This is a genomic window from Phenylobacterium sp. (assembly GCF_016124325.1).
In the GTDB taxonomy this organism is placed as follows: Bacteria; Pseudomonadota; Alphaproteobacteria; order Caulobacterales; family Caulobacteraceae; genus Phenylobacterium.
Map to the genome: position 1 here is coordinate 1 of NZ_WGNY01000014.1, position 15633 is coordinate 15633.

The 15633-nt window shown below is 71.6% G+C and carries 18 protein-coding genes and 1 tRNA gene; 7 read left to right on the forward strand and 12 right to left on the reverse strand.

Going from position 1 to position 15633, the window contains the following annotated elements; all coding sequences use genetic code 11:
- The 3 genes from GC203_RS06960 to GC203_RS06970 form a co-directional block, all read left to right on the forward strand.
- Window positions 1-628, forward strand: a 628-nt coding sequence (locus GC203_RS06960) for a TonB-dependent receptor (RefSeq protein WP_293452793.1), incomplete at its 5' end; no start/stop codon positions are given.
- Window positions 629-699: 71 nt separating this feature from the next.
- Window positions 700-1227 (forward strand): hypothetical protein, encoded by a 528-nt coding sequence (locus tag GC203_RS06965; protein ID WP_293452794.1) that lies wholly within the window; start codon window positions 700-702, stop codon window positions 1225-1227.
- Between the two features lie 85 nt (window positions 1228-1312).
- Window positions 1313-1588, forward strand: coding sequence for a hypothetical protein (locus GC203_RS06970; RefSeq protein WP_293452795.1), 276 nt, complete (start codon window positions 1313-1315; stop codon window positions 1586-1588).
- 25 nt (window positions 1589-1613) lie between these two features.
- Here the strand turns inward: GC203_RS06970 and GC203_RS06975 are convergent, their stop codons facing one another.
- Window positions 1614-2510, reverse strand: a complete 897-nt coding sequence (locus GC203_RS06975; protein WP_293452796.1) for a LysR substrate-binding domain-containing protein — start codon at window positions 2508-2510, stop codon at window positions 1614-1616.
- A gap of 254 nt (window positions 2511-2764) precedes the next feature.
- Between GC203_RS06975 and GC203_RS06980 the strand changes: the two genes are divergently transcribed.
- Both GC203_RS06980 and GC203_RS06985 read left to right on the forward strand, forming a co-directional pair.
- The gene (locus GC203_RS06980) at window positions 2765-3814 is read left to right on the forward strand and encodes a histidine kinase (RefSeq protein ID WP_293452797.1); all 1050 of its coding nucleotides are present in this window, start codon (window positions 2765-2767) and stop codon (window positions 3812-3814) included.
- Window positions 3811-4650, forward strand: a complete 840-nt coding sequence (locus tag GC203_RS06985) for a LytTR family DNA-binding domain-containing protein (protein ID WP_293452798.1) — start codon at window positions 3811-3813, stop codon at window positions 4648-4650. Before GC203_RS06980 ends, GC203_RS06985 begins: the two co-directional genes overlap by 4 nt.
- A 28-nt stretch (window positions 4651-4678) precedes the next feature.
- Here the strand turns inward: GC203_RS06985 and GC203_RS06990 are convergent, their stop codons facing one another.
- The 5 genes from GC203_RS06990 to GC203_RS07010 form a co-directional block, all read right to left on the reverse strand.
- Window positions 4679-5086, reverse strand: a complete 408-nt coding sequence (locus GC203_RS06990) for a hypothetical protein (protein ID WP_293452799.1) — start codon at window positions 5084-5086, stop codon at window positions 4679-4681.
- An 81-nt stretch (window positions 5087-5167) separates the two neighbouring features.
- The gene (locus GC203_RS06995; RefSeq protein WP_293452800.1) at window positions 5168-5926 is read right to left on the reverse strand and encodes a Sir2 family NAD-dependent protein deacetylase; all 759 of its coding nucleotides are present in this window, start codon (window positions 5924-5926) and stop codon (window positions 5168-5170) included.
- Between the two features lie 25 nt (window positions 5927-5951).
- The gene (locus GC203_RS07000) at window positions 5952-6308 is read right to left on the reverse strand and encodes a BON domain-containing protein (RefSeq protein ID WP_293452801.1); all 357 of its coding nucleotides are present in this window, start codon (window positions 6306-6308) and stop codon (window positions 5952-5954) included.
- 224 nt (window positions 6309-6532) lie between these two features.
- Complete coding sequence (locus GC203_RS07005) at window positions 6533-6823, reverse strand: DUF167 family protein (protein ID WP_293452802.1); 291 nt, start codon at window positions 6821-6823, stop codon at window positions 6533-6535.
- Window positions 6816-7121, reverse strand: a complete 306-nt coding sequence (locus GC203_RS07010) for a YggT family protein (protein WP_293452803.1) — start codon at window positions 7119-7121, stop codon at window positions 6816-6818. Before GC203_RS07010 ends, GC203_RS07005 begins: the two co-directional genes overlap by 8 nt.
- A gap of 96 nt (window positions 7122-7217) precedes the next feature.
- On the opposite strand from GC203_RS07010, the gene GC203_RS07015 reads away from it, so the two are divergent.
- Window positions 7218-7293: transfer RNA gene (locus GC203_RS07015), tRNA-Ala, on the forward strand.
- A 13-nt stretch (window positions 7294-7306) separates the two neighbouring features.
- A complete protein-coding gene (locus tag GC203_RS07020) occupies window positions 7307-8050 on the forward strand; it encodes a metallophosphoesterase family protein (protein WP_293452804.1) in 744 nt (247 codons plus the stop codon).
- A gap of 22 nt (window positions 8051-8072) precedes the next feature.
- Here the strand turns inward: GC203_RS07020 and GC203_RS07025 are convergent, their stop codons facing one another.
- The 6 genes from GC203_RS07025 to polA form a co-directional block, all read right to left on the reverse strand.
- Window positions 8073-8834 (reverse strand): PEPxxWA-CTERM sorting domain-containing protein, encoded by a 762-nt coding sequence (locus GC203_RS07025; protein WP_293452805.1) that lies wholly within the window; start codon window positions 8832-8834, stop codon window positions 8073-8075.
- A 124-nt stretch (window positions 8835-8958) separates the two neighbouring features.
- Window positions 8959-9597, reverse strand: a complete 639-nt coding sequence (locus tag GC203_RS07030; protein WP_293452806.1) for a hypothetical protein — start codon at window positions 9595-9597, stop codon at window positions 8959-8961.
- A gap of 10 nt (window positions 9598-9607) precedes the next feature.
- Entirely contained in the window at window positions 9608-10558 is a 951-nt protein-coding gene (locus GC203_RS07035) for a hypothetical protein (RefSeq protein ID WP_293452807.1), read from the reverse strand.
- 106 nt (window positions 10559-10664) lie between these two features.
- Window positions 10665-11480 (reverse strand): LytTR family DNA-binding domain-containing protein, encoded by an 816-nt coding sequence (locus tag GC203_RS07040; RefSeq protein WP_293452808.1) that lies wholly within the window; start codon window positions 11478-11480, stop codon window positions 10665-10667.
- Window positions 11477-12562 carry a histidine kinase gene (locus GC203_RS07045; RefSeq protein WP_293452809.1) on the reverse strand — a complete coding sequence of 362 codons (1086 nt, stop codon included), beginning with the start codon at window positions 12560-12562 and terminating at the stop codon, window positions 11477-11479. Before GC203_RS07045 ends, GC203_RS07040 begins: the two co-directional genes overlap by 4 nt.
- Window positions 12563-12737: 175 nt before the next feature.
- A complete protein-coding gene (gene polA, locus GC203_RS07050) occupies window positions 12738-15614 on the reverse strand; it encodes a DNA polymerase I (RefSeq protein ID WP_293452810.1) in 2877 nt (958 codons plus the stop codon).
- Window positions 15615-15633: the final 19 nt, after the last annotated feature.

Here is a 15633-nt window from a genome sequence, read left to right on the forward strand (position 1 = left end):
CGTCGACACGACGCTGAACACCGGCGCCCTGCGCACGAAGGGCATCGACTTCAACGCGTCGTACCGGACCGACCTCGACATGATCGGGATCGAGAACGGCGGCGGGATCAACATCAGCTTCGTCGGCACCTGGCTCGACACACTGGAAACCCAGACCCTGCCCGGCGACCCCTATTACGACTGCGCCGGCTACTACGGCACCATCTGCTCGGTCTCGGGCGGCCTGACCTCGCCGAACCCGACCTGGCGCCACAAGGTCCGCCTGACCTGGAACACTCCGTTCGAGGCGGGCGACTGGTTCCACGACTTCGCCCTGTCGCTGCAATGGCGTCACTTCAACAAGGTGAAGCTGGACGCCTACAGCAATGATCCGGCGCTCAACAACCCGGGGCTGCAGTACGAATCGGACCGGGTGCTCGGCTCGCGCGACTACTTCGACCTGACGGCGACGTGGACGGTGAAGGACAACCTCAACTTCCGCGCCGGCGTGAACAACCTGTTCGACAAGGATCCGCCGCTGACGGGTTCGTCGAACTGCCCGACCGGGCCCTGCAACGGCAACACCTGGCCGCAGCTCTATGATTCCTTCGGCCGCTACGCCTTCATCGGCCTGACGGCGGACTTCTAGAGACGGGGCGACAGCCTCGGGAGGCCCGGATGGTTCGCCATCCGGGCCTCTTTCGTTTCAGGAGGACGGCGATGAGACTTCCTGCGACCCTGGCGGCGCTGGCCGGCGCGATCCTCGGCCTCGGCGCGTCGCCGGCCGGGGCCCAGACCCCGGCGCCCGGGCCCTGCGCCGCATCGGAATTCGGCCAGTTCGATTTCTGGGTCGGCCGTTGGGACGTGAGGGTGACCGGCCGCGACAAGGTGGTCGCCCACAGCCTGATCGAGAAACTCTACGACGGCTGCGCGATCCGGGAGAACTGGGCGCCGCTCCAGGGCGGGGCGGGCGGCAGCCTGTCGGGCTACGACGCCCTGAAGCGGGCCTGGCGGCAGACCTGGACCGACGCCTCGGGCGGCTGGGCGGAGTTCGAGGGCGGCTGGAACGACGTGGCCATGGTGCTGACCGGGACCTGGCCGGACGCGCAGCATCCCGACCGCCGCGTGCGCATGACCTACACGCCCGGCGAAGACGGCTCGGTGCGCCAGTTCGGGGAACAGTCGGACGACGGCGGGAAGACCTGGGCGGCGAGCTTCGACTTCACCTACCGCAAGGCGCCCGCCTGAGGCGCCGGCCTGAGGCGTCCGGAGAGGCGACTTTGCCCCTCGCGCATCAGGGTTTAGTCTTCCGCCTCGGAAACGGACGAAGACCATGAGCGATGCTGTCGGCCCCGGCGACCTGGTTCTCTGCGTCAACGCGGCCCCCAACCATGTGACGGGGCGCGCGGTGCCCCTGCAGGCCGGGGAGACCTACCGCGTCATCGCGGTCATGGAGTACGCCTGCCCGTGCGGGCGGTCCGACGCGCTGCTGGACGTGGGCGTCGACTTCGCTTGGTGCCAGACGCGCTTCCGCCTCCTGCCCAAGCCCAAGGCCCAGGCCAGGACGCGCCGGGTCTCGGCGCCCCGGGAAAAGGAAACGATCCGCTGAACGAACGGCCCGGCGCCGCGCGGCCTCAGGCGGCGTGGAGCGCGGGCGGCGGCGCGGTCTCGCCGAGCACGCCGGCCAACCAGTCCACGAAGGCGCGGATCGCGTCGGCGCGGGGCGAGCCGGGGCTCCAGACGGCGGCGTAGTCGTCCGGCAGGGCCGCCTCGGCCTCGAACAGGCGAACGAGCCGGCCGGCACGCAGGTCGTCGCGCGCCAGGAGGCCGCGCGCCAGGCAGACGCCCGCCCCGCTGCGCGCCAGAGCCAGGGCCGCGCCGTGGCTGTCGGCCGTGAGCGCGGCCGGCGTCGGCAACTCGCCCAGGCCCACCTGCTCCAGCCACAGCCGCCAGGGGTGTTCGGGCTGGTGGATCAGCGGCGCGCGGACGAGATCCTCGGGGCGGCGGGGCAGGTCGGCGGCCGGCGCGGCCACGGGGAACAGCGTTTCGCCGGCGAGGCGGCGCTGGGTGAGCCCGGCGCAGGCGCCGGCCCCGTACAGCACGGCGAGGTCGGCCTCGCCGGCGCCGACCTCGGCGACGCCGGCCGCGGTGCGCAGCTCGAGCTCGCGGTCCGGATGGGTGGCCAGATAGCCGGGCAGGCGCGCGGCCAGCACGCGCTCGACGAGACCGGCCGAGGCGGTCACCACCAGGCGGGCGCGGCCGGGCCGCGCGGGCGTCTCGAAGGCCTCCGAGATCAGATTCAGGCTGAGCCTCAGGCGGCTGACGAAGGCGCGGCCGGCCTCGGTGAGCGCCACCGTGCGGCCGTAGCGATCGAAGAGGTCGACGCCCAGCCGCAGCTCCAGCGACCGCACGGCGTGGCTGATCGCGCTCTGGGTCAGGTTGAGCTCGTCGGCGGCCTTGGTGAAGCTCTCATGGCGGGCGGCCGCTTCGAAAGCGGCGATGGCCCGGAGCGAGGGCGGACGAACGGCCACGGCGCGGATTCCTCCCGAGGAGACGGCTTCGACGGGAGCATGCCCGAGCCCGCGGCGGACTCATGAGAAATGCGGCCGGGGGGCCGTTTTGCCGGACCAGCGGCGCGACTTTGCGGCGAGCGGCGACCTGGCGTCGACAAACGGCCTTGGTCGCGCCGCGAAATGCCCGACAATGCGACGCTTGGCGGCCAGGACCGCCGAACGGTTGGAGCGTCGACGGCGGCCGCTGGGGCGCGGAGGCTCCGGGAGTGGGCATGCGGCGTCTGCGCCTCAACAACTATCTCGTGGCGAACTTCGTCCTCTGGACGCTGACCTATGTGATCGTCACGGCGCGCATGCTCGCGGACCCGATGCCGTACGCCGGCTCGATGGCCCTTCGCCGGCTGTTCATGGCCGCCTGCGGATTCCTGGCCTGCGTGGCGATCGGGCGGATCCTGTCGGCGCTGGCCGAGCGGCCGATCTGGCAGCGCCTGGTGGCGGCCACGCTGCTCTCGGTCGCCGGCGGCTTCGCCTATTCCTACCTGAACTACATCGTCTTCTACATGGTCGCGCCCCTGTGGAAGATGGAGCCGCTGACGCCGATCTCGCTGGCGTTCACCGCCTCGATGTTCTTCTGGACGTTCATCTCCTGGTGCGCGCTCTACTTCGCCATCCGCTACGAGGAGGATCTGAAGGAGAAGAACCTGCGGCTGGTGTCGACCCAGGCGCTGGCGATCGACGCGCAGAACCGGATGCTGCGCTACCAGATCAATCCGCACTTCCTGTTCAACACCCTGAACGCGTTGTCGTCGCTGATCCTGGCGCGCGAGAACGACCGGGCCGAGCGGGTGGTGCTGTCGCTGTCGAGCTTCCTGCGCCACACCCTGGAGAAGGAGCTGCCCGACAAGTCGCCGCTCTTCGAGGAGATCGAGGCCCAGCGCCAGTACCTGCTGATCGAGCAGGCGCGCTTCGAGGACCGGCTGAACTACATCGAGGACATCCCGGCGGAACTGCGCGACGCGCTGGCCCCCAGCCTGATCCTCCAGCCCCTGGTGGAGAACGCGGTGAAGTACGGCGTCGCGCGCTCGACGGCGCCGGTGACCATCACCATCTCGGCGGCGGCGCAGGACGGCCGCCTGCGCCTGTCGGTCGCCGACGACGGCGGCCAAGGCGAAGGCCAGGCGCCGCCCAAGCTGGGGCTGGGCCTGGAGAACGTCCGCCGCCGCCTGGACCTGATCTACGGCAAGGCCGCCGAACTGACCTGCCGGCCGCTCCGGCCGCACGGCTTCCTGGCCTCTGTGGAGATTCCGCTGGAACGGGCATGACCAAGATCGACCTCTCACCGCCCCGCGCCGAACCGGCGCAATCCGGGCCCCTGCGGATCGCGCTGGTGGACGACGAACCGCCGGCCCTGCGCCGCCTGGTCCTGGCCATCGAGCAGATGACCGATGCGGTCGTCGTCGGCCAGGCGACGAACGGCGCCGACGCGATGGAGCTGATCCGGCGCGGCGGCGTGGACGTGGTGCTGCTGGACATCCGCATGCCCGGCCTGTCGGGGCTGGAGCTGGCCCGTGCGGTGGGCCGCGACAACGCGCCGGCCTTCATCTTCGTGACCGCCTTCTCGCAGTTCGCCGCCGACGCCTTCGAGCTGGCGGCCGTGGACTATCTGCTGAAGCCCGTGGAGTTCGAGCGGCTGGGCGAGGCCCTGGACCGGGCGCGCCAGAGCCTGGGCTCGCGCGCCGCGGCGCTGCGCATCGCCGAACTGGAGCAGGTGGTGGCCGCGCTGCAGGCGGGCGAGGCGGAGTCGTCGGCCGAGGGCTTCCTGAGCGAGCTGTGGGTGCCGGATCGCGGCGACCGCGTGCGCCTGCCGGTCGACCTGATCGACTGGGTCGAGGCCGAGCGCGACTACGTGCGCATCCACAGCCGCGGACGCAGCTTCCTGGTGCGCAAGCCCATCCGCTCGTTGCAGTCCGAGCTGGATCCGGCCGCGTTCCTGCGCGTGCACCGCGGCGCGCTGGTGCGGCGCGACCGCATCGTGCGCCTGGCGCGGCGCCCGGGCGGGCCGTCGGCGGTGGTCCTGCAGTCGGGCGCCGAGGTGCCGGTGGCGCGCCGTCAGGCCGCCCTGGTGCGCAAGCTGATCGGCGCGCGGGCCGAGGCCTGATCCGGCCGCCGCTCCCGCGGATCGCGCGCTAGAGCGGCGCGCAGCTGCTCATGTTGACGGGCTTGGCCTCGGTGCGCGTCCAGGTCCCGCCCGTCTTGGAGAACAGCGCGAAGGCCGAGCCGGGCTTGCCGGAGGAGCCGTCGGCGTTGCGGCCGTTGAAGCGCATGGCGGCGACGACCTTGGCCGTGACGCCCTTGGCGATCTCGTCCTGGCCGATCTCCTGAGCGGCCTTGCAGGTCACCTCGAAGCTCTCGCAGCCCTTGCCCTCGACCTTGTTCCGGCAGGCGACGTGGTGCGTCTCCAGGTCGGCGCGCCAGTCGAGGATCTCCTTCTCGAGGCCGGCGTAGGCGCCCTGGCCGGCGCTGTCGCCGCCGCCCTGGCTGCATGCGGCGAGGAGAAGGGTCACGGCCAGACCGGCGAAGGCGGGTTTGATCACGAAGAACTCCGAAAGGAATGCGGCGCAGCCCTTAGCCCAACGATCAAGGCCATGTCGTGACGAAAAGATCGCGGGTCGAAATTAGTTGGCCGGCGCCGCCGCCGTCATCACCGGACCGATCTCATCGTGCAGGACGAGGTCGGCGAAGGCGTCGATGTCGGTGGGCTCGCGATTGACGATCGCCAGCCGGGCGCCGTTGCGCTTGGCCAGCAGCGGGAAGCCCGCGGCGGGGTAGACCACCAGCGAGGAGCCCAGCACCAGGAACAGGTCGCAGGCCAGGGTCTCGGCCTCGGCGCGGGCCATGGGCCCGGCCGGCATGGCCTGGCCGAACGAGATGGTGGCGGTCTTGACGATGCCGGCGCAGTCGCGGCAGGCGGGCAGGTCGCCGGTGGCCTCGTAGAGCGCCTTGAGGTCGTCGAGCTCGTGGCGCAGGCCGCATTCCAGGCAGGTCGCGTAGCTGGCGTTGCCGTGCAGCTCGATCACCCGGTCGGCGGGCACGCCGGAGGCCTGGTGCAGGTTGTCGACGTTCTGGGTGATGACGGCGGCGCAGCGGCCCTGGGCGACCAGGCGGGCGACGGCGTGGTGGCCGGCGTTGGGCTCGCGGCCCACCCAGCCGGCGCGGCCGCCGAAGGCGCGCGTCCAGGCCTCGCGGCGGCGCTCCTCGCTGGCCACGAAATCCTGGAAGTAGATGGGCTTCATCTTGCTCCACACCCCGCCCGGGCTGCGGAAATCGGGGATGCCGCTCTCGGTGGAGATGCCGGCGCCGGTGAAGACCACGAGGCGGCGGGCGTCGGCGATGAGCCGGGCGAGGTCGCTGCGGCCGGAGTTTGCGTCGCTCATGGCCGCAGCTTAGCCCGGGCTCGCGCTAGTTGACGAACCCGGTGGCCCAATGGTCGGGGCCGGGCGGCGGCGCGTTGGGATCGGGCCGGTCGATGCGCCGGGTCCCGGGGTGGTGGGCGAGCAGGTTGCGCACGGCGGCGACGCCGGGCGTCGAGCGGGCCAGCATCTCGGCGTGGGCCGCGTCGGAGGCGCCCGGCGCCTCGCCGACCAGGGTGATCACGCCGGCGTCGGCGAAGACCTGGACGCCGCGGGCGTCGAGCAGGCGGTCTTCGGTCAGGCGGGCGACCACGGCGGCGCGCAGGCGCGCGTCCTCGGCGGTCCATTCCCGGGGCCCCTTGCCCGCATGGGGGCCATCATCATCGGACATGGCATCATCGGGCATGGCAGGTTCCTCCTCTCGGAAAGCTACGCCTGAGTTCAACACGCGAACGGCGGCGGCGTTCCAGGCGCAGGCGGCGAACCGGGGGAGGGGATCGGCCCGGCCTTGGTCGGGGATGCCAGGTTCGTGGGCCGGGCCGATCGAGCCGTTCCTGTCCGACAGGCAAGTCGTTGAACGGCGTTCGCAATAACACGCGGGATCGACGCCGGTTCCCGCCGGGGCGGCGATTACGGCGCGCCGAACGCCCGGGCGATGTCGTCGGCGCCAGCGCCGGCGATCTTCAGGCGCTTCACGCGCGCGCCCGCGCCGGCGGCGAGGGTGACGGCCGAGCGGGGGACGCCCAGCGCCTTGGCGACCAGCGCGATCACCGCGGCGTTGGCGGCGCCGTCGGTGGGGGCCGAGGCGACGCGCACCTTCAGGAGGGGGCGGCCGTCGGCGTCGCGCGTCCAGCCCTCGACGGCGTCGCGGCCGCCGCGCGGGGTCACGCGGACGGTCAGGTGCGCACTCGGCTCAGCCAATGAGCGGATAGACCAGACCGTGCAACCACGGGAGCAGGAAGCGTTGCGCTGCCTGAATGACAATGATCGCGATGATCGGGCTGATGTCGACGCCGCCGAGCGGCGGAATCATCCGCTGGAATGGCCGCAACACTGGACGGGTCAACGCATCAAGGGTGCGAACCACTGAGTACGCGAACTGGTTGCGCAGGTTGACCACGTTGAAGGCCACCAACCAAGAAAGGACCGCGCTGGCGATGATCGCAAAGACCAGTAGCGTGAGGATGCTGCTGATGATGCTGAAGATGAAGCTGCCCATCGCCCCGCTTCTACCGGCCTTTGCGGCGGAGGCAAGGCCGCGGCGTTCGAGGCGCTTGACAGGAACGGCCGCAATCGCCTTATTCCGCGCCTTCCTGGGGCCGTAGCTCAGTTGGTAGAGCGCCTCGTTCGCAATGAGGAGGTCAGGGGTTCGACTCCCCTCGGCTCCACCAGGAACCTTCCATCATGACCGGACAGAGACCCTCGCCGAAGCCGCCCTCCACCAGCGGCCGGCTGGTCTACGCCGTGGGCGACGTGCATGGGCACGCCGAGGCGCTGGCGCCGCTGCTCGACCAGATCCGCCGCGACGCCGCCGAGGCGGCGCCGGCCCAGCGGCCGCTGCTGATCTTCCTGGGCGACTATGTGGACCGCGGACCCGACAGCCGCGGCGCGGTCGACCTGATCCTGGCCGCCGAGGCGGACGCGGCCTTCGAGGTGGTTGCGCTGAAGGGCAACCACGAGGACGCGATGATCCGGTTCCTGGAGGAGCCCGGCTTCGCCCAGGCCTGGATCGACAACTGGGGCGAGGCCACGCTGCGCAGCTATGGCGTCGACCCCTGGGGCGGCGAGGCGGTGCAGGCGCGGTTCGGCGCCATCCTCCCGGACGCGCACCGGGCGTTCCTGGGCCGGCTGCGGCTCAGCGTCACGGTCGGCGACTACCTGTTCGCCCATGCCGGCGTCCGGCCGGGCGTGGCCCTGGCCGAACAGGCCGAGCGCGACCTGATGTGGATCCGCTACGAGTTCCTGCATTCCGACGCCGATTTCGGAAAGGTGGTGGTCCACGGCCACACGCCGTCGGAGCAGCCGGAGCTGAAGGCCAACCGGATCAATGTGGACACCGGCGTCTACTTCACCGGCGTGCTGACCGCCGTGCGCCTGGAGGGCGCCGACCGGCGGTTCCTCCAGGCCCGAGGCGCGCCGTCGCGCTGAGGCGCGCGGCGGGGCTGTGGCGTCAGGCGAGCCCGCAGGCGACGCCGCGACGGCGGAGCGTCGCGCCGAGGCCCGCGAAGCCCACGATCATCAGGGCCCAGGCGCCGGGCTCCGGCACGGCGCCCGCGTCGACGGCGCTCACCGTGAGGTGCGTCGGCGCGCCGACGAAGGCGTAGTAGTTGTCGTAGCCGCCCTTGTCGGGATTGAAGGCGTCGTAGTTGAGGAACTGGGCCTGGGAGGCCGCGGCGGACGGCCCGCTGTCGAAGGCCCCGGTCAGGCTCGTCGGGGTCTCGGCCGCCGAGTAGAAGTCGACATAGGCGTACTCGTAGAACGAATAGCCCGACGTCACGGGGTCGTAGTCGTAGCCCGCGACCTGGCTCATCGAATAGTCGTAGGTCGGGGTGTGGTTGTACTGCTGGCGGGCGAAGTCGTAGGTGACCCCATCGAGCCGGAAGACGTCGGTGACGCCGTTGATGGTCACCGAGGCGGCGATGATCGGGGTGTTCTCGGAATAGCCGCTGATCCGGTCGTAGTGGCTCGATCCGTCGTCCATCGTGGTGTGGAAGTCGAAGATCGAGGTGTCGTAGGTGAAGCTCGCCGAGAACGTGGCGCCCGAAAGATTGCCGCCCAGGCCGAACAGGTCGTCGGTGTCGGAACCGCTCGAAATCACCCCGGTATAGGTGGCCACCATCACGGCGGCGGAGGCGGGGACGGCCGCGGCGAAGATGCCGGCCGCGCAGGCGGCGGAAGCGCAGAGGACGCGAAGGGACGGACGGGCTGACACGAAACACTCCTGATTGAAGGTGGCGGCTAGGGAGGCCGCACGCTCGCCGATCGCTCTAGCCCGGCGCCGTCGGCGCGGGCGGGCGGCGCGACGAAGATTCGACGAAGCGGCGCGCGCGGCCGGCCTAGGGCGCGCGGCCCTCGATGCGCAGGGCGACGCGCCGGTTGCGCGCCCGGCCCTCGTCGGTGGCGTTGTCGGCGACCGGCCGCGAGCCGTCGTCGTAGGCCCGCGTGGCGCCGAGCTCGGTGTACCAGGGATGGCCGTAGTTCGACTTGACGACCAGCTTCACCGCGCCGGCCTCGACCGGCTCGATCCGCACGACCTGGCCGGCCTTGTTGCGCTCGAGTTCGAAGCTCGCGCGTCGGGTCAGGGTCGTCTCGCCGGGCCCCGCCCAGACCTCGATCTCGCGCGCCGAGATGCCCGGATGGTCGGGCTCCTCGTCGAGATGGTTGTCGAACACCAGGGTGGTGATCCAGGTCGGGCGATCGAAGCGGATGACGGCCCAGTGCGGGAAGGGCGCCATGCTCGCCGAACTCCAGATGAGGGCGCGCACCGGCGCCCCGGCCTCGTCGTAGTCGGAACGCGAGGGGGTCAGGTTCGAGGCCTCCCAGCCCGAGCCGAACTCTGAGCTGAAGCCGGAGACGCGGGCGCCGTTCTCCTGGAGGAACAGATTGTCCTCGGGCGCTTCGGCGGCCCGCGCCGCGCCGGCGAACAGGAAGGCGAGCGCGGCCGCGGCCGAGGCGAGGAGAGGGGTGCGGAACAAGGGCCGGCTCCTATCTTGCGAGGAAGGCGTCGAGCGGCGACAGGTCGAGCGCGTCGAGCCAGGCGCGGAGCCCGGCTTCCGGCGCCGCCTGCGGTTCGGCGATCGAGTACTCGGCGACCACCACCTGCACGGCGCCCTTGTCGGCCACGGGCCGCATCAGGTCGGGCGCGATCTGGTAGAGCGGCGAGGCGTCGGGCGCTCCGACGACGGCGTAGGCCCAGAGGCTTTCGCCCGAGGTCGCGGCCGAGATGGCGGCCTGGGCGTCGAGCTCGGCCGGCGACAGCGCCGCGCGGCGGGCGCGCAGCCCGGCCAGCTGGGGATCGGCGATCTCCGCCCCGCCGTCGGCGGAGATCCGCTGGAGCTCGGCCTCCCAGAAGGCGAGGTGGTCGCGAACCCGGAAGGGGACGATCGCGCGCCGTCCCCCCGCCCGATACAGCCGCACGGCGGCGTTGTTGTAGGCGATGACGCCGGTGCGCTCGAAGGTCTCGGCGTCCCGCGGGGAAAGCGGGAACACCGCGGGACCGCCTTCGTTCGGCGGCGACGGCAACGCGTGGGCGACGTCGCCGGGGGTGTTGAACGACAGCGTCACGCTGGCCGGCGTCAGATAGTCGGCGCGGCCCTGGTCCAGCGTGCAGCCCGGCCCCCAGACCTTCGGCGCGTGCAGTCCGACCCAGGCGCTGGCCGTGAAGGCGCCGCCTTCGACGACCGGCAGGGTGACGGAGCGATTGGCCTGATAGCGCACGTTCGGGATGGCGTTGAGGCGAGGGTCGCCGCGCAGCATCCGTTCCGCCGCCTCGGTCGCGCCCTTGAGGCGGGCGTAGATCGGCTTGCCGAGCGCATCGCCGGCGCCGGTCACCGGCCTGGCGCGCGTCGGCGCCCAGCAGTCGCCGGCGACGGCGGGCCCGGCGAGGGCCAGGGCGGCGACGAGGATCGGCGCGGCGTGGCGCGAGGGACGAGGCATGGCGGGCTCCGAGGCGGCGGTCGGCGTTTCGGGGCGCGCTCAATAGCGGCGGTTCGCCGATCCGCGCGGCGCCTGCGACGAAGTTTCGACGAAAGCGGCGGCGCGCTCAGGCCGGGGCGGCCTCGAACGGCGGCGGATCGAGACGCAGGGCCGCCAGCAGGTCCTCGGCGTATGTGGGGCCCACCTGGACCACGGCGCCGTCGCGCAGCACCACCGCGTAGAGACCCTTGCCGAGCCGTTGCAGCGCGGTGATCGCGTCGGGCCGCACGAACGCCGAGCGGTGCACCCGCAGCATCTGGCGCGGGTCGAGCCGCTTCTCGAGCGAGGCCATGGTGGCGCGCAGGATATGGCTGCGCACCGAGGTATGGAGCAGGACGTAGTCGCGGGCCGCCTCGATCCAGTCGATGGCGGCGACCGGGACCCGGACGATCCCGTTGCGGCCGGGCGCCCAGAGCTCGTCGTCGTAGCCGGCGGCGGGCGCGTCGGGACGTTGCGCCGCCTTGAGGCTGGCCAGGACGCTCTCCAGTTCCGCCGCGCGGCCGGCGCGGTCGCGCAGCTCCCGCCGTCGGCGCGCACGGTCCACCGCCACGCGCAGCCGTTCGAACTTCACCGGCTTGAGCAGGTAGTCGGCGGCCTCGACCTCGAAGGCGGCGGGCGCGTAGTGGTCGAACGCGGTGACGAAGACGACCTCGGGCGCGGACCCGGCGTCGAGCCCCGCGGCCACGGCGATGCCGTCCTGGCCCGGCATCTGGATGTCGAGGATGACGAGGTCGGGCTTCAGGGCCGCGATCACTCCGGCCGCCTCCAGGCCGTCGGCGGCCACGCCCACGACGGTCGCGCCGGCCAGGCCCTCGAACGCCGCCCGCAGCCGCTCGAGGCCGAGCGGCTCGTCGTCGACCAGCACCACGCGCAGGTCGCTCATTCCGCCGCCGCCCGACCGGCCTCGGTCTCGAAGGGCAGGGTGACGACGCAGGCGAAGCCGTCCGCCGTCGGCTCCGCCGCGAGCCGGCCGCGGTCGCCGTACAGCACCTCCAGCCGCGCCCGCACGTTCGCCAGGCCCACGCCCGCGCCCGGCGCGGCGACCGCGCGGGGGACGGCGGCCCCGTTGTCGGCGATCATCAGCACGAGGTCGTCGCCCGCCCGCCGCGCGGAGATCGCGATCCTCACCGGCGTCCGCGACGGGGCGACGGCGTACTTCACCGCGTTCTCGACCAGGGGCTGGAGCAGGAAGCAGGCGACGCTCGCCGAGCCCAGGCCGGCCGGACAGTCGATCTCCACCACGAGGCGGTCGCCGAAACGCACCTTCTCGATGTCGAGGTAGGCCAGGATGGTGTCGAGCTCCTCGGCCAGGGTGACGGCGCGGTTCGGGTCGGCGGCCAGGCTCGCGCGGAGGAAGTCGCTGAGCTTCTCCATCATCTGCTCGGCCTCGGCGTTCCGCTGCTTGAGGATCAGCGACGAGATCGCGTTCAGGGTGTTGAAGAGGAAATGGGGATTGAGCTGGAACCTGAGGGCGGCGAGCTGCGCCTCCTGGGCCGCGGCGCGCGCCTCGGCGAGCTGGCGTTCGCGGATCCGCATCGCCTCGTTGGAGATCATCAGTCCCACGATCGCGGCGAAGAAGGCGTAGAGCCAGACGTAGATGATCACGTTGATCGACAGGTTCACCGGCGGCTTCAGCCCGGGCGCCAGGGCGGCGAACAGGGCCTTGAGCAGCATGATGTCGAGGCTGGCGTGCAGATAGGCGCAGGCCAGGACGGCCACGGCGAGCGCGCCGAAGCGGGGCAGCCGCGGCCATGAGACGCTCGCGAAGATCGCCAGATAGAGCGCGGGGAACAGCGCCAGGTGCGGCAGGACCGAGGCGACGTTCGCCACATAGGCGATCGGCGGGTACCGGAAGGGCTCGATCAGCACCGGAGCCAGGAACACGATGTAGCTGAAGCCCGTGAACGCCAGCGACAGCTGGGCCGCCGGGCGCACGTTCGATCGCCATGTCCGACGCGGGTTCATTCCGGGCGGATCATAGAGCCCGGCGCGCGCGGGCGCGTCCGGCTTCGTCGCACGGAGGTCGGGCTTCGACGCATTTATGTCCGCCACGGCCGCCCTCTGGGGCCCCGAGGCTCGACGCCTTGAACTCGCGCGCGAACCCTTCGCCGCGCCGGCTTCCGCCTCGGCGGATCGCGCACTAGTGCGCGTCGTCCCAGTTGGCGGCGGCGCGGGCGTCGACGACCAGCGGGACGGAGATCTGCAGGGCCGGTTCGGCGGCGCGCTCCATCACCTTGCGGGCGACCGCGATGACGGCGTCGGCCTCGGCCTCGGGGGCCTCGAAGACCAGTTCGTCGTGCACCTGCAGCAGCATCTTCGCGCTCAGGCCGGCGTCGGTCAGGGCGGTGGGCATGCGGATCATGGCCCGGCGCATGACGTCGGCGGCCGCCCCCTGGATGGGCGCGTTGATCGCCGCGCGGTCGGCGAAGGCGCGTTCGGCCTGGCTCTTCCCGCGGGCGGCGGGGATGTGGACCTTGCGGCCGAAGATCGTGGTGACGAAGGCCTCGGCGCGCACCTGGCGGGTCATGCGGTCCATGTAGGTGCGGATGCCGGGGAAGCGCTCGAAGTAGGTCTTGATGTAGGCGCCGGCCTCGTCGCGCGGGATGCCCAGCTGGTTGGCCAGGCCGAACGCCGAGATGCCGTAGATGATGCCGAAGTTGATCGCCTTGGCCCGGCGGCGCGTCTCGGATGGCATCCCCTCGACGGGCACGCCGAACATCTCCGAGGCGGTCATGGCGTGGATGTCGAGGCCGTCGGCGAAGGCCTTCTTGAGCTGGGGGATGTCGCCGATGTGGGCCAGCAGGCGCAGCTCGATCTGCGAGTAGTCGGCGCTGATCAGCACGTGGCCGGGCTCGGCGATGAAGCAGCGCCGGATCTTGCGGCCCTCTTCGGTGCGGACCGGGATGTTCTGCAGGTTGGGATCGGTGGAGGCGAGGCGCCCGGTGGTGGCCGCCGCCAGCGAATAGGAGGTGTGGACGCGGCCGGTCTTGGGATTGATCGCGGCCACCAGGTTGTCGGTGTAGGTGCCCTTCAGCTTGGAGAGCTGGCGCCAGTCGAGCAGGGTGCGGGGCAGTTCGTGGCCCTGGGCGGCCAGCTCCTCCAGCATGGAGGCGTCGGTGGAGGCCGCGCCGGTGGCGGTGGTGCGGCCCGAGGACAGCCCCATCTCCTTGAACAGGATGTCGCCGATCTGCTTGGGGCTGCCCAGGTTGAAGGGCCGGCCGGCGAGGCGGTGGGCCTCGGCCTCCAGCTCGCCCATGCGCACCGAGAAGTCGTTGGAGAGCACGCGGAGCTGGTCGGGATCGACCTTCACGCCGGCCAGCTCCATGCCGACCAGCACCGCCGGCATCGGCCGCTCGGTGGTCTCGTAGACCGTGGCCAGGTGTTCGTGCGCCAGCCGCGGCTTCAGGTGCTGCCAGAGCCGCAGCGTCACGTCGGCGTCCTCCGCCGCGTAGCAGGTCGCCGGCGCCAGCTCGACGTGCTTGAAGCTCTTCTGCGCCTTGCCGGTCCCGGCCACCGTCTTGAACGAGATCGGCTCGTGGCCCAGCAGGCGCATGCTGAGCTCGTCCATGCCGTGGCTCTTGTGCAGGCCCCCTTCGAGCGTGAAGGAGATCAGCATGGTGTCGTCGATCGGCCCCACCTCGACGCCGTAGCGGGAGAGCACGGCCAGGTCGTACTTGGCGTTCTGGGCGACCTTCAGGACCGAGGGGTCCTCCAGCATCGGCTTCAGCCGCGCGATGGCCTCGTCCAGCGGGATCTGGGTGAGGTCGGCGGTCTCCTCCAGGGCCAGGCCCTCGGCGGCCTCGTGGCCCACCGGGATGTAGCAGGCCTCGCCCGGCGTTATGCCCAGCGACACGCCGACGAGGTTGGCGCTGGCGGCGCCCAGGGCGTCGGTCTCGGTGTCGAAGGCGACGACGCCCGCCTCGTAGGCGCGGGCGATCCAGCGGTCGAGTTCGGCCAGGTCGCGGACGCACTTGTAGCCGTTGACGTCGATCGGCGCCTGGGCCGGCGCCTCGGGGGCCTTGGCGGCGGGCGCCGGGGTGGCGGGGACGGCGATGCCGCCGCCGGCCTCGCCCGCCTTGCCGTCGCCGATGCGCCGGGCCAGCGTGCGGAACTCCATCTTCTCCAGGAAGCCCTGGAGGACCTCGGGGTCGGGATCGTCGGCGACGAGGGCGTCGAGCGGCTCGGGCAGGGGCGTGTCGCAGTCGAGCTGAACGAGCTGGCGCGACAGGCGGATCTGGTCGGCGAACTCGATCAGGGTTTCGCGGCGCTTCTGCTGCTTGATCTCGCCCGCGCGGGCGAGAAGCGTGTCGAGGTCGCCGTATTCGTTGATGAGGGCCGAGGCGGTCTTGATCCCGATGCCGGGGGCGCCGGGCACGTTGTCGACCGAGTCGCCGCACAGGGCCTGGACGTCGACCACCTTGTCGGGGGCGACGCCGAACTTATCCATCACCTGGTCGGGGCCGATCTTCAGGTTCTTCATGGTGTCGAGCATCGACACCCGGTCGCCGACGAGCTGCATCAGGTCCTTGTCGGACGAGACGATCACCACCTCGCCGCCCAGGTCGCGCACCTTGCAGGCATAGGCCGCGATGAGGTCGTCGGCCTCGTAGCCCGGAAGCTCCAGGCTGGGCACGCCGAACGCGCGGGTGGCCTCGCGCACCAGCGGGAACTGCGGCACCAGATCCTCGGGCGGCGGCGGCCGGTGGGCCTTGTACTGGTCGTAGAGGGCGTTGCGGAACGTCTTCTCGGAGTGGTCGAACACCACCGCCAGGTGGGTCGGGGCGTCGGCGCTGGTCTTCATGTCGACCAGCAGCTTCCAGATCATGTTGCAGAAGCCCGACACCGCGCCGATCGGCAGGCCGTCCGACTTGCGGGTCAGCGGCGGCAGGGCGTGGAACGCCCGGAAGATGAAGCCCGAGCCGTCCACGAGGTAGAGCCGGATCGCCGGCCCGTCCTGGGTGTTGTCGCGCGGCAGGTCGGGCAGCGTCTTGGGGGCGGCGTCGAGGGTGTCGGTCATGCCGCCAAGATAGGGCGCG